We start from the raw sequence: 13,375 nt of genomic DNA, 5'->3' as shown, positions 1-13,375 counted from the left end.
CGCGCAACCGATCGCGTTCCGCAGCCCAAGAAAAAGGGGCGGCTCCCGAAGGAACCGCCCCTGCAAGTGGGATCCGCCGAAGCGGACCCTGGGGTTAGAAGTTGAACTTGGCGCCCGCGCGGAACGAGCGGCCGAAGATGCCGTCGCCGCCCTGCACCGCGTTGTATAGATACGCGCCGTAGGTGACCGGATCGACCGGGGGCAGGCGGTTGAAGACGTTCAGCACGTTCACATAGAATGTGAACTTGTCGTTGACCTTGAACGACGCGTTCGCATCCGCGGTGATGTAGCTCTTCACGCGACAGCCGAAATAGGCTGGGGCCTGGCCACAGTCCTTGTACGCATCGCCCTGGTCCATGGCCGACAGGTCATAGCCCGAGGTGTAGTTGACCGTGCCCGTGAACGCGAAGTCGCCGAAGTCGAACGTGTTGACCCAGTTGCCCTTCCACTCGAACGTACCCGAACCGGCCGTCAGGTTGAAGTTGCCGAGCGTGTCGACATAGGTCTGGCGCTTGCCGTCCACCGTCGTGCTCAGCTCCAGGATCAGGCTTGCGTTCAGGTTGGTGTTCCAGCGGAACGAACCGAAATCGTAAAAGCCGTTCATGCCGAAATCGATGCCTTCGGACTTGATCGTCTGGGCATTGATCAGCTGCGAACGGACAAAGGCGATCTTCGGCGTGGCGTTCGGGTTGTTCACGTCGACCGCATCCGGGATGACCGTGAAGCCGCCGGGGATCGCGGTCCCCGCATAATAGGCGTCGATCGCAGGCGACAAGTTGGGCGTGGTAATCGCCCCGGTCTTGCGGATGTTATAATAATCGACGGTCAGCGACAGGCCGCGCACCGGATCGACCTTGATACCGGCGGTGAAACTGCGCGACTTTTCGGGCGCGAGATTCTGTGACGCCAACGTTGTCTGGCCGATCGAGTAGTTGGTGATATAGGACGAGCAATTGGCTGGAGCAGCCGCCGAGCAAATTTGCCCAGCACCCGGATTGATGCTGTACTGCCGAAGTATTTCCGCCGGAATACCGTTCAAGGTCTGGGTCACGTAGCCCGTGGTGGGCAGTGCGTTCGCCTCGCCGAAGGACGGGATACGGAAGCCACGCGAATAGGTGCCACGCAGCGTCACCTGGCGGATCGGCTTGAAGATCGCACCGAACTTCGGCGAAAAGGCGCTCTGACCGCTCGAATAATGGTCGTAGCGACCCGAGGCGTTCAGCGTCAGCTGATCGACGACCGGCGCGTTGACCTCATAAAAGGCCGACGACACGGTGCGGTTGCCCTTGGTGCCGAACGCGTTCAGGCGGAAATAACGCTGGGTCGGGCCATTCTCGTCCGAGTTCGCGCTGGGCGCGTCGATCGCTTCGTAGAAGATCGAACCGCCGACCGCGACGCGCAGGTCGCCGCCCGGCAGGGTCATGATCGCCTTACCCAGCGTGAACTGCGCCTGCAGCAGATCCGAGCTGTCGTTGGTGATGTTGGTCGGCGTCAGATAGTTCAGCGTCGCCTGGCTGTTCTGGCCCGGGTTGATGAAATTGTAGCTGCCGTCCTTGATCACATCGAGCAGGTGCTGGATGTAGACATAGCCGTTCTGCTCGAGGCGCAGATCGGTGTGCATCGCGGTCGCATCGAAGCGATAGTCGACGTCGTTCAGGATCGTGCCGTTGATCCCGAAGGCGGCGCGATAGACGCGGCTGCGGGTGCTGGTCGATTCGAAGCTGTTCGGCAGCTGGCCGACCAGGCGCGCGACCTGCCCTGCGGCGGCGAACGGATTGTTCGGGTTCAGCGTGCCATTGGTGACGTTGCACGCGCCGACCGTCGTGCGCGGGCACACATAGACCGGCAGCGCCAGGATCGCCGAATTGGGATCGATCGCCGAGGTCGGGTTCTGCGACGTCGAATATTGCGGGAACAGGATACCGGCGGGCGCATTGGCGCGGATCGTGGTCGGCGACCCGGTATAGCTGGTCGTCGCCTGCTGGAAATTGACCTGCAAATAGGCTTCCGACGTGTCACCGATCTTGGCGGTGAAGCGCGCCGAACCGCCGACACGCTCGATGTCGGGCGTGATGTTGCCGTACAGGCGCTGGGTGTCGACCTGGCAGACGGTGCCGGGTGCGGTGGCGTTCCGCTGCGCCAATTCAGCAGCATTGAGGTTATAAAGGGTGCCCGTCAGACATCCCGCCGCCGGGTTGAGGAGCTGGTACCTGCCAAGCGCCGTAGTATTACCAGCGTCAGCTGGAAGGACATAGAAATTCGGCGTATTTATCCCGAAGTTGCCGGTGACTTGCCCATTGGCATCGAACCCATTCGTAATGTTATTGGGTCCACACACCCGCACATTGGTACGATCGCTACAGATGCCGCGCTCGTCACTCGTGTTGTAAGGCGCGGGCAGCTGGCTCGCGCGGACGCCTTCCGAGCGATAGTAGAAGCCGCTGACATAGGCGTTGTAGCCCTGCTCATCCAGGTCGCCGGTGCCCGCGGTCAGCGAGACGCGTTGGTTGGCGTTATAGCCGCGCTGCGAGATGCCCGCTTCGGCGCGACCCATCACGCCCTTTACCGAGCGCTTGGTGATGATGTTGACCACGCCCGCGATCGCGTCCGCGCCGTAGCTCGACGAGGCGCCGTCGCGCAGCACTTCGACGCGGTCGACGATGTCGTCGGGGATGGTGTTCAGGTCGACGAAGTTGCGCGTGCCGTCGTCCGACAACGGATAATAGGCGGCGCGCAGGCCGTCGAACAGGACCAGCGTCGAGTTGGTCGACAGGCCGCGCAGCGACACTGACGAAGCGCCGCTCGCAAACGCACCATTGGCGGTGAACGAGTTGGTCAGCGCCGGGCCATTGTTCGACGCCAGCGCCTGGATGCCCGCCTGCACCGTGTTGATGCCGCGCACGTCGAGATTTTCGGCGGTGATCGTCGATACAGGCGACACGCCGGTGTCGGCACCGCGAATGATCGATCCGGTGACGATGATGTCGCCGCCGGTGCCCGCATCCGCCTGTTCGGCACCCTGCGCGACCTGGGCATTGGCTTCGGCATTCTGATTGGCGGCCGGCACGCTCTGCGCCAGCGCGGGCGCCCCCAACAGCATTGACAGCGGCGCAACGGTGCCCAACAGGCCCAGCTTGCGCGGCCCCATCCACGAATAGGTCATGGTCTATACCCCTTTTCCCGTCCGACGTCCGATTTCGGCTCGTCGGTCTACCTGACTTCGCGAAACGGAATTTCCGCTCCGTAACCGAATGTTGCTTGATTGGTACGGAGCAGCGCCATTGTAAAGATGGGAAAAATGCAACAGGTAACCACGCGTTACGCAATGGCCGATGCGACATACACTCTTACATAATACCATGATATCGATTGCATAAAATGCCGAGTATTATGTTTTTGATACATTTTGCGACAATATTTTTGCCGTAGTTCCGATGGGGGTTGAGGCGGCGAAGCCTGACAAAAATTGGAAAGTGGGAAAGGCCTGTCCGCTGCCCTGCAAGGAACTTGTGAGGATCGCGTGCCCCAGCGACGCACAAAAAAAGGGCGGTGGCTGAAGCCACCGCCCTGATGAGGCAATTCTGTGATCGGATCAGAACGTAACGCGCGCCGTGACCGAGAACAGGCGACCCAGCGGATCGTAGGTCGACGGGTAGGTGTTACCGCTGTTGAAGCTGGTAGAACCGATCGATGAGCCCACGAACGGCGGCTTGCGATCGAACACGTTGCGCACCGCGAACAGCAGCGAGAAACGATCCGTCGCTTGGAAGCGCGTGGTCAGGTCGAAATAGTGATAGGCCTTGATCCGCTGGTAGGCGGCGACAGGGCCGCCACCCGCGGCGATATCGTCGGCCAGCGCCAGCGGCTCATACTTGGCCGGGGCCAGGTAACGCCACAGGACCGACAGATCGACCTTGTCGATGGTCAGCGTGGTACGCTGGTTGAACGAAAATTCCGGCTGGATCGAGCCGCAGTTCACCGAATAATAGCTGGTGCACTCGCGGTAGATCGAGGTCGGGGTCGCCTGATACTTCGAGCGGTTGGTCCAGTTGCCCATGAAGTTCAGGGTCAGCTTGCCGAAGCCCAGATTGTGGCGGTAGTTTGCAGCCAGATCGATACCGTCGGTCAGCAGCTGGCCGATATTGGCCAGCGGCACCGGCAGGCCGAGCGTATCTGCCGCGCTACCGTCGAGGCCGCCGGTCAGCGGGTTACGACGAATGCCCGTGCAGGCCGTGCTGGTCGCGCTCGCCGCAGTCAGGTTGCCGAAGCAGCCGTTGATCACGTCACCCACGGTCGGCGCGCCGATCGCGTTGTCGACCTTGATGTTGTAATAGTCGACGGTCAGCGAGAAGCCAGACAGGAAGGTCGGCTGGATCACCGCACCGACCGTAAAGGTGCTGGCCTTTTCGACGCCCAGATTGGGATTGCCGCCACCCGTGGTGTTGATCTGCCCCGACGAACCATTGAGGATGTTGCCGATGGTCGATGCCGGAGCACCCTGCGCCAGGCAGACTGCGCGCAGATTGGCGTTGGTGGTCGGCGCCGCACCGGCGCAAGGATCGACCGCCAGATTGTCGAGCCCGGTCACGACCGGCGAAAAGAGCTCGCCGATATTGGGGGCGCGAACCGCGCGGTTGTACAGGGCACGCAGCTTGAAGGAAGCCACCGGCTCCCAGCTGCCGCCGACCTTCCAGGTCCAGTTGCCGCCCGAGCGCGAATAGTCCGAATAACGGGCACCCGCTTCCAGGTTCAGGCTGCGGAAGAACGGCTTGTCCTCGACGACCGGGACGTTGAGTTCGACAAACCCTTCCTTGACGTCATAACGGCCGCTGGCATCCGGGCTGGCCGCACCATTGCCGAGCACTTCACCAGGCGTCTGCGTCGCCGCATCCGACGTCGTGCGGGCGGTGTACTTGCGATACTCGCCGCCGAACGCGATGCTGATCGGGGTTTCGGCAAAGGGGCTCGATACGCCGAAGTCGCCCGAGATGACGCCGCGCAGGGTGCCGAGCGTCGTCAGGGTCGCGCTGCTGGTGTTCACGCCGAGCAGGAAGCCCAGCTGATTCGCAGTGATGCTGCCAGCCGGGCCGAACAGGTTGATCGGAACGCAATTGTTGGCGGTGTTGACGCAGCTCGTGGTGCTGGTCGCCAGCGCGGCCTGCTGGAGACGCGACAGCAGGCCGTTGCCCGACTGGCGCTGGACGTTCTCGCTCTCGCCATAGGCGCCGAACACGTCGTAGTTGAAGTTGCCGACCAGCGCGCCGCGAACACCCGCGCGGATATTGAACAGCTGGGTCGTGTATTCGCTGATACGCGGCCCGGCCTCGACAAAGCGACGCGATGCAGAGGTCGTGAAGGTGCGATAGTTCGGATCGGTGGTGCTGGTGGCACCGTAATAGCTGTTGCACTGCGCCTGGGTCGGCGCCTGACGGCCTGCCGTGTTGGGATCGGCGTCAACGGCGTTCAGACAGAAGGTGTCGCGCACACCGCCCGAGAGATACGGGTTGCTGATCGGGACGGTCAGCGTGTTGCCGAAGGTTCCCGACGGGGCGATGATGGTCGACACCGTGTTCTTAGAGAACATCGCCTGGCTGTAGAATTCCAGGTGGTCCGACACCTCATACTTCGACGAGCCGAAGATGTTGAAGCGGCGGAACGGCGTCTGATAGATGTTGTACGGATTGAAGTTGAACCGCGAATAAATCGGGACCAGAGCCGTGCCGGTGCTGTTCAGCTGGCGCGTGCCTACATTCGCCACCGAGAAGACACCCGGAACGGTCGTGCCCGAGCCGCCTGCGGTACCGGTATAGGAATCGATCGACTGCACACCGAAATCGCGATCGCCCTGATAGACGGGGTCGGTTTCCTGATAGCCGAGGCTCAGCACCGCGTTGCCACGGCCGTCATCCATATTGGCACCGACGGTCAGTTCGGCACGATAGCTGTGGCCGTCGCCCTTGCCCGTGATCTGGTCGGTCAGCGACGCGTCGACGCCCGAGAAGTCGCTGCGGGTGATGAAGTTGATGACGCCCGCAACCGCGTCCGCGCCATAGGTGGTCGACGAACCGCCGGTCAGCACGTCCGTACGCTCGATCAGCGCCAGCGGAATGTTGTTGAGGTCGGTCGCGCCGCCCAGGCCTGCGGGCGCGATACGCGCGCCGTCCAGCAGGATCAGGTTGCGGTTGGTGCCAAGGCCACGCAGGTTTGCGAAGGACGCACCGCCATTGCCGTTGTTCACCTGCGAGCCGATCGACGGAACCGCACCCGGCAGTTCGCGAAGGATCTGCTCGGCGACGTTGACCTGACGGAGCTGGATTTCCTCCTGGCTGACGACGGTCACCGGGCTGGTCGCGATGATGTTCGGATTGCGGATCAACGTGCCGGTGACGACGACGTCACCGCCCTGCGTCGTGGCGCTGGTGGACTCGTTGGTCTGGACACCCGGCTCCTGCGCGGCGGGCGGCGCGGCGACCGGCGCATTGCCAGCCTGGTCCGTCGTCTGCGCGAAAGCGGGAACGGCGCCGAAAATGGCGCTTCCGGCCAGCAAGCTGGACGCCAGCAACTGGCCTCGCATGAACTGCTTCATATCTTACCCCTTTTGTCGCCCGTTTGACCGGGCCGATCATTAGCGCAGGTTAACCCTGCTGCTGGGGGCAGCCTAACCGGCTGGTAAAACCTTATACAATCGCCATTTGAAAGATTATGTCCTTTTTGCTGCATTGTAGCATAAGTGCAACAGGATGGCGCTGCATGGCCAATGGACGGACGCAGGGCTTCGGTCAGGTAATAAAAGAAGCATATTGCCTATGTTGCGTTCCGGACGGATATCGTCGTGCGGGGCGTACCGAACGACCTTCAGAATGGGAGATGCACGATGACACTTGGTCTGCTCCTGGCATTGGCGGCACAGAGTTCTGCCGCAGCCGCACCCGCAAGGCCCCCGGTCGATCCGGCTGCGGCGGACAAACCGATCTGTCGTCGTATCGTCGAAACGGGATCGTTCGTGAAAACCAAGAAACTGTGCATGACGCGTGAGGAATGGGCTCGTCAGCGCGAGGCGAGCCGCGATCTTGCGCAACGCGCCGTGTCGGATGGCTCCGGTCGAGCAGGCGGGAACTGAACATGTTGCGAAACGGGTGGATGGCGGTTGCCGGAACAGTGGCGATCCTGACCGCCATTCCAGCCAGTGCGCAGGATGGCTCCGTCGTCCGCCAGGTCGATGAACTGTCCCGATGCAGGGCTATTACCCAAGATGGCGCGCGCTTGGCCTGTTATGACCAGGCCACGGCTACCATCCTGGCATCGCGCGCATCCGGCGAGCTCATGGTGATGGACCGCAAGGCCGTCATCGCGCGCAAGCAATCCCGGTTCGGCCTCGCCACCCCGACGAGCGACATGTTCGGCGGCGGTAAGGACGACGCCAATACCGAGGTTCGCCAGATCGATACCAAGATCACGTCGGCGAAGGCGGCCAACAGCTATGGCCGGTGGAATCTGGAATTGGCCAACGGCTCCGTCTGGCAAACGATCGATGCCCTGACCTTCCCCCCCGATCCCGGCGACAGGATCGTCCTGAAGGAAGCGCCGCTCAGCGGCTATCGCGCTTCGATCGCGGGCGGTCGCTCGGTGCTGGTCAAGCGCATCCGCTGACCCCGCCGCCCCTCACGGCATCGGCCCCGTCACCAGCAGCGGGTCGAGCTTGCGGCCGCGCCATTGCAGGCTCCAGTGGAGGTGCGGGCCGGTGGCGCGGCCCGTGGCACCGACCGCGCCGATCGGCTGGCCCTGGCGGACATGGTCGCCGACGCGGACGTCGATCCGCGACAAGTGCAGGAAGGCGCTGTTCAACCCCTGGCCGTGATCGAGCATCAGCAGATGCCCCTCCAGCGTGAAGGGCTGCTCAGCCGCCAGGATCACGACGCCGTCGGCGGGGGCGCGGACGATGGTCCCGGTCGAGGCCGCGACGTCGGTGCCCGAGTGATAGCTGCCCGGCTCGCCGCGATAGACGCGCTGCGCCCCGAACAGCCCCGAGATGCGCCCCGTCACAGGCCATGCCAGCGTCTGACGCCAGCCCTCCGCATCGGTTTCCTGCGCACGGGCGGCCCGTATCAAGGCGAGTTCGGGGGGACGCCGCCGTTGGAATTCGGGATCCGGCACGGGATATTTGGGCAGCCTGTTCAGCCGCTCGATCCGCCAGTCACGCGGCGCGATGGTCAATGGCTGCCGCACCTGTCGGCCGTCGGGCAAGCTGGCGACCAGTTCGGCCGATGCCCCTGCGTCACGGTCGAATCCAGCCAAAAACGCCCCGTCCGGGGCCAGCGGCAGGACTTGTCCGTCGAGCGTCACTGACACCGCCCCGGTCGGGGCCTGCCCGTGGATCAAGCCGCCCTGGCTGAGCTGCCCGGTCCAGTGGAACGGGGTCAGGGGAATGGCGACAGGGGCTGGAGCGGGGCGTGGGGCTTGGGTGGTGGCGGGTGCCGCCATGGGTTCGGCCGGTGCCACGCATCCGGTGAGCAGCAACGCAACGACTCCGCCCCCCATCCTCATTGCGGACCGAGCACCTTCGCCGTCGCCTCGGCATCGGCATAGCCTTCCTGCCGCGCCGCGCTCCAATATTTCAGGTCTTCGAGCGCGATGCGCCGCCCCGTCACCGCGCAGACGACGTGATCGCCCGGCGACAGGACACGAAAGCCATTGGCCATATAATGAAGCCGCGCGGGGCGATCGGTGTTCGACATCAGCATGTTGGTCTCTTTCGGGGTCAAAGGAGCGTCGGCTGATCCGGCCCAGCCTGTTTCGGCTGCTCCCGCCTGGGCTTGTCATAGGTTTTGAGAGCAGGCCGCTCAACCCCGGCCGCCTCCACCGCCACGTCCACCGTGCCGTCGCGGAAGCGCAGGGTCAGCGTATCGGCCGCCCGCGCCGCCTCGGCCGAGGACAGTGTCTCGCCACCCGGCCGCGCGGTGATCCGGGCATAGCCGCGCTCCAGGATACGATCGGGGTTGAGCGACTGGACCAGCCGCCAGGTCGAGGCCAGCCGGTCGCGCCCGCGCTCCACCTGCCGCTCAAGGATCGCGGGCCGCAGCGCCGCGCCCGCCCGGTCCAGCCCGCCGCGCGCCAGCGTCACCCGCCGCTCCAGTCCCCGGTCGAGCCGCGCCCCCGCTTCGTCCGCCCGCTGGCGCTGCGGCCCCAGCAACTGGTCGCGCTTGGGCAACAGCCGCGCCATCGCCGTCAATTGCTCGCGCCCGCGTTCGACATAGCGCCGCGCGCACCGCTCGGCGCGCTGCCCCTGCGCGGCGACGGTCAGGCGGATGTCGGCCAGCACCGGCACCGCGATCTCCGCCGCCGCCGTGGGGGTCGGCGCGCGCAGGTCCGCGGCATAGTCGCACAGCGTCGTGTCGGTCTCATGCCCCACCGCCGAGATGATCGGGATGGAGCAGTCGGCGACCGCGCGCACCACGACCTCCTCGTTGAACGACCAGAGATCCTCGATCGAGCCGCCGCCGCGCGCGACGATCACCAGGTCGGGGCGCGGCACCGGGCCGCCGGGTTCGATCGCATCGAAACCCCGGATCGCCGCCGCAATCTCCCTGGCCGAGCCGTCGCCCTGCACCTTGACCGGCCAGACGACGACATGGGTGGGACAGCGATCCTCCAGCCGGTGGAGAATGTCGCGGATGACCGCCCCCGTAGGCGAGGTGACGACGCCGATCACCGGCGGCATGAAGGGGAGCGGCTTTTTCCGTTCGCGCGCGAACAGCCCCTCGTCCGCCAGCTTGGCCTTCAGCTTTTCGAGCAGCGCCATCAGCGCGCCCGCACCCGCCAGCTCCATCCGCTCGACGACGATCTGATATTTGGAGCGGCCGGGGAAGGTGGTCAGGCGGCCGGTGGCGATCACCTCGATCCCGTCCTGCGGCTGGAAGGGCAAGGTATTGGCCGCCCCCTTCCACATCACCGCGTCGATGACCGCATTTTCGTCCTTCAGGCTCATATAGACATGGCCCGAGGTCGCGCGCTTATACCCCGAAATCTCACCGCGCAGGCGGACATGACCGAACTCGCCCTCCACCATCCGCTTCAGCTTCAGGCTGAGTTCGCCGACCGATAGCGCGAGCGCGTTGTCGCCGGCGATCTCCTCGGCTACCAGCCTCGAACTTTCGTCATAGGGATAAGGATCGGGCATGAACGTCCTGCTGCTGGGATCGGGTGGCCGCGAACACGCACTGGCGTGGAAGCTGGCACAGTCGAACGGGTTAGATACGCTCTACGCCGCGCCCGGCAACCCCGGTATCGCCGCCCATGCGACGTGCGTGGCGCTGAACGCGACCGATCATGCCGCCGTGGTGGCCTTCGTGAAGGATCACGATATCGGCCTGGTCGTTGTCGGCCCCGAAGCGCCTTTGGTCGACGGCCTGGCCGATTCGCTCCGCGCAGAAGGCGTGCCGGTGTTCGGGCCGAGCAAGGCCGCCGCGCAACTGGAGGGGTCGAAGGGTTTCACCAAGGACCTGTGCCGCCGCGCCGACATCCCGACCGCGGGCTATGTCCGCGTCAACACGCTGGCGGAGGCGCAAGCCGCACTCGCCACCACCTTCGGCCTGCCGGTGGTCATCAAGGCCGATGGCCTGGCCGCTGGCAAGGGCGTGACCGTCGCCTTCACCAAGGCCGAGGCCGAGGGCGCGATCACCGACCTGTTCTCGGTCCCCGGCGCCGAGGTCGTGATCGAGGAATTTCTGGAGGGCGAGGAGGCGAGCCTCTTCGTCCTGACCGATGGCGAGGCCTTGCTCCCCTTCGGCTCGGCACAGGATCACAAGCGTGTCGGCGACGGCGATACCGGCCCCAATACCGGCGGCATGGGCGCGTACAGCCCCGCGCGCGTCCTGACGCCCGAGTTGGAGCAGCAGGCGATCGACCGGATCGTGCGGCCGACCGTGGATACGCTGCGCGCCGAGGGAATGCCCTTTTCGGGCGTGCTCTATGCCGGGCTGATGCTGACCGAGCAGGGGCCGAAGCTGATCGAGTATAATGCCCGCTTCGGCGACCCGGAATGCCAGGTGCTGATGCTGCGCTTCCAGGGCGATCTGCTGGCGGTGATGCTGGCGGTGGCCGAGGGGCGTCTGGCCGAACTCCCCGCGCCCGATTTCTCGGACGATCCAGCCCTGACCGTGGTGATGGCGTCTGCGGGTTATCCCGGCACGCCCAAGGCGGGCGGGGCCATCGACGCGATCGACGACGCCGAGGCGACCGGCGCGGTGGTGTTCCAGGCGGGCACCAGGATGGACGGCGAACAACTGGTGGCCAGCGGCGGCCGCGTGCTGGCGGTCACCGCCAGCGCCGCGACCGTGGGCGAGGCGCAGGCCGCCGCCTATCGCGCGGTCGATGCGATCCGCTTCCCCGACGGCTTTTGCCGCCGCGACATCGGCTGGCGCGAGGTTGCGCGCGAAGCGGGAACCGAGCTTTGATCCCAGCGATTGGGGCGACGCGCACCCCTGAGGCAATGGGCGGGCAATGGGTGGACAATAGGGTGAAGCCATGAACGATACGACCGCAGCACCGGCGACGAGCCTGATACCCGATGGCGTGGCGGCGATCACGACCATCCATTTCGTCCTGCTCGCCATCGTCGCGCTGGCGGCGATCGCGATCATCGTGGTCGGCATGCGCCTGAAGCATCGCCGCAAGCAGGCCGCGCGCCGGGTGGAGGAAAATGCACAGGAAGCCGGTTTGTCGGTGCGCCAGCCCGACCACAAGCCGATCAGCGAAGCCTCGCTGACCGAGCCCAAGGCGCACCCGACGCCCACGCCCGCGCCCACTCCTGCACCGGTGCCTGCCCCGGCCGCACCGCCGCCTTCCCCGGCCCCGACGCCTGCGCCGGTCGAGACGCCGGTCATGCCGACGCCTGCCGCGCCCGAAGAGCCGGTCATCGCGGACGAACCGCTGAACGACGAACCGGTCGTCGCCGCCGCGCCGATGACCGCCAGCCCAGCCGCCGAAGCCGCGCCCGCCCCCACTGAATCTCCTGCCGAACCGGCGCGGCCGGAGGATCAGCCAATCACACTGCTCAAGGGCCTGGGTCCCAAGCTCACCCAGAAGCTGGCCGAGCACGGTATCACCACGGTCGGCGACATGGCCGCGCTCAGTGAGTCACAGGCGCAGGCGCTCGACGCGCAGCTTGGCGCCTTTTCGGGCCGCATGGCGCGCGACCGCTGGCTGGAACAGGCGCGGCTGCTCGCGGCAGGCGACCGTGCGGGGTTCGAGGCGGTGTTCGGGCGACTCTGACGGAACGCCCCGCCGCCCGGCCGGTTGAGCGGGGATGACGATGCTCGATCCCCGCACCACCGCCCTCGTCCTCATCGACCTGCAACAGGGCATCGTTTCCCATGCGGGCGGGCCACGATCGGGCGAGGTGGTGGTGGCGACCGCCAGGACGCTGGCGGCCCGCTTCCGCGAGGCGGGCGCGCCGGTCGTGCTGGTCCATGTCGGCTTCACGCCCGAGACGATGCCCAGCCTCAACGCCGACCGCCCCAGCCTGCCGCCGGAGGGCACCCCGCCGGAATTCAGCGAACTGGTCCCCGACCTGCGCCAGCCCGGCGACATTGTCGTGCTGAAGCATCATTGGGGCGCGTTCACCGGCACCGACCTCGACCTGCAATTGCGGCGGCGCGGGGTACGGACGGTGGTGATCGCGGGCATCTCGACGAACATGGGCGTCGAATCGACCGCACGCTCGGCGTGGGAACTGTCCTATGACGTGGTCATCGCCGAGGACGCGTGTTCGTCGCGCTCGACCGAGATGCACACCTTTGCGGTCGAACATATCTTCCCGCTGTTTACGCGGGTCATGGCGTCGGGGGATATAGCACTAGGCGGCGTCTGCATTTAGAGGATTCCGTTTTTCCGTGGGTTCTGATTCAAGGCTGGCGAAGGAGCCGGTTGATGAGCAGACGCACGCTGACAGATGAGCAATGGGAGCGGATCGCTAGATATCTGCCCGGGCGTGAAGGAACGCGAGGGCGCAGCGGCGTGGACAACCGGCTTTTCGTGGACGCGATTTTGTGGATGGCGGGCAACGCGGCACGCTGGCGCGACCTGCCGGAAGTGTTTGGCAAGTGGACGGGCGTACACGCGCGGTTCCGGCGCTGGTCGCATGCCGGTGTCTGGGAACGGCTTTTCCATAGCCTGGCGGACACGCCGGACTTCGAATACGTCCTGATCGACAGCACCATTTCGAAAGTCCACGCCGATGCAAGCGGCGCAAACGTATGGCCCGCCCCGTCGGCAAGCGGTTTGTGTCAGCTATTCTGATCAGTCTGCGAAAACGTATCCGGCCTTTTGACGCAAGGTCATTGGCCAAGATGGAGATCCGCGCGTCCTGGTCCTCATA

General features: G+C 65.2%; 10 protein-coding genes and 1 pseudogene. 6 read left to right on the top strand and 5 right to left on the bottom strand.

Features of this window, described 5'->3' with window-relative positions:
* Positions 1-94: 94 nt before the first annotated feature.
* Both BSZ14_RS01770 and BSZ14_RS01765 read right to left on the bottom strand, forming a co-directional pair.
* Entirely contained in the window at positions 95-3,163 is a 3,069-nt protein-coding gene (locus tag BSZ14_RS01770; RefSeq protein ID WP_076709526.1) for a TonB-dependent receptor domain-containing protein, read from the bottom strand.
* A 429-nt stretch (positions 3,164-3,592) separates the two neighbouring features.
* On the bottom strand, positions 3,593-6,586 hold the full coding sequence (locus tag BSZ14_RS01765) for a TonB-dependent receptor domain-containing protein (protein WP_076709524.1): 2,994 nt from the start codon (positions 6,584-6,586) through the stop codon (positions 3,593-3,595).
* A gap of 288 nt (positions 6,587-6,874) precedes the next feature.
* Here BSZ14_RS01765 and BSZ14_RS19195 point away from each other — a divergent pair, with 288 nt between their 5' ends.
* Both BSZ14_RS19195 and BSZ14_RS01760 read left to right on the top strand, forming a co-directional pair.
* Positions 6,875-7,120 (top strand): hypothetical protein, encoded by a 246-nt coding sequence (locus BSZ14_RS19195; RefSeq protein ID WP_139330258.1) that lies wholly within the window; start codon positions 6,875-6,877, stop codon positions 7,118-7,120.
* 38 nt (positions 7,121-7,158) lie between these two features.
* Positions 7,159-7,650 carry a hypothetical protein gene (locus BSZ14_RS01760; protein ID WP_042487180.1) on the top strand — a complete coding sequence of 164 codons (492 nt, stop codon included), beginning with the start codon at positions 7,159-7,161 and terminating at the stop codon, positions 7,648-7,650.
* Positions 7,651-7,662: 12 nt separating this feature from the next.
* Here BSZ14_RS01760 and BSZ14_RS01755 read toward each other — a convergent pair whose 3' ends face one another.
* From BSZ14_RS01755 to xseA, 3 genes are read right to left on the bottom strand one after another with little or no spacing between them, the layout of a single operon-like run.
* Entirely contained in the window at positions 7,663-8,538 is an 876-nt protein-coding gene (locus BSZ14_RS01755) for a M23 family metallopeptidase (RefSeq protein ID WP_076709523.1), read from the bottom strand.
* Between the two features lie 2 nt (positions 8,539-8,540).
* The gene (locus BSZ14_RS01750) at positions 8,541-8,741 is read right to left on the bottom strand and encodes a DUF2093 domain-containing protein (protein ID WP_076709521.1); all 201 of its coding nucleotides are present in this window, start codon (positions 8,739-8,741) and stop codon (positions 8,541-8,543) included.
* A gap of 17 nt (positions 8,742-8,758) precedes the next feature.
* Positions 8,759-10,177 carry an exodeoxyribonuclease VII large subunit gene (xseA, locus tag BSZ14_RS01745; RefSeq protein WP_076709520.1) on the bottom strand — a complete coding sequence of 473 codons (1,419 nt, stop codon included), beginning with the start codon at positions 10,175-10,177 and terminating at the stop codon, positions 8,759-8,761.
* Between xseA and purD the strand changes: the two genes are divergently transcribed.
* From purD to BSZ14_RS01725, 4 genes and pseudogenes are all read left to right on the top strand, one after another.
* The gene (gene purD, locus BSZ14_RS01740; RefSeq protein WP_076709519.1) at positions 10,176-11,453 is read left to right on the top strand and encodes a phosphoribosylamine--glycine ligase; all 1,278 of its coding nucleotides are present in this window, start codon (positions 10,176-10,178) and stop codon (positions 11,451-11,453) included. The genes xseA and purD overlap by 2 nt on opposite strands.
* Positions 11,454-11,523: 70 nt before the next feature.
* On the top strand, positions 11,524-12,270 hold the full coding sequence (locus BSZ14_RS01735) for a hypothetical protein (protein ID WP_076709517.1): 747 nt from the start codon (positions 11,524-11,526) through the stop codon (positions 12,268-12,270).
* 34 nt (positions 12,271-12,304) lie between these two features.
* Positions 12,305-12,874 carry a hydrolase gene (locus BSZ14_RS01730; protein ID WP_076709516.1) on the top strand — a complete coding sequence of 190 codons (570 nt, stop codon included), beginning with the start codon at positions 12,305-12,307 and terminating at the stop codon, positions 12,872-12,874.
* Between the two features lie 53 nt (positions 12,875-12,927).
* Positions 12,928-13,248: pseudogene (locus BSZ14_RS01725) on the top strand (IS5 family transposase); the annotation flags it as partial.
* Positions 13,249-13,375: the final 127 nt, after the last annotated feature.

This window comes from Sphingomonas sp. Sph1(2015) (assembly GCF_001970915.1).
GTDB classification, from domain to species: domain Bacteria; phylum Pseudomonadota; class Alphaproteobacteria; order Sphingomonadales; family Sphingomonadaceae; genus Sphingomonas; species Sphingomonas parapaucimobilis.
The sequence above is the reverse complement of the archived record's forward strand: the minus strand, read 5'-3'. Positions and strand labels throughout refer to the sequence as shown.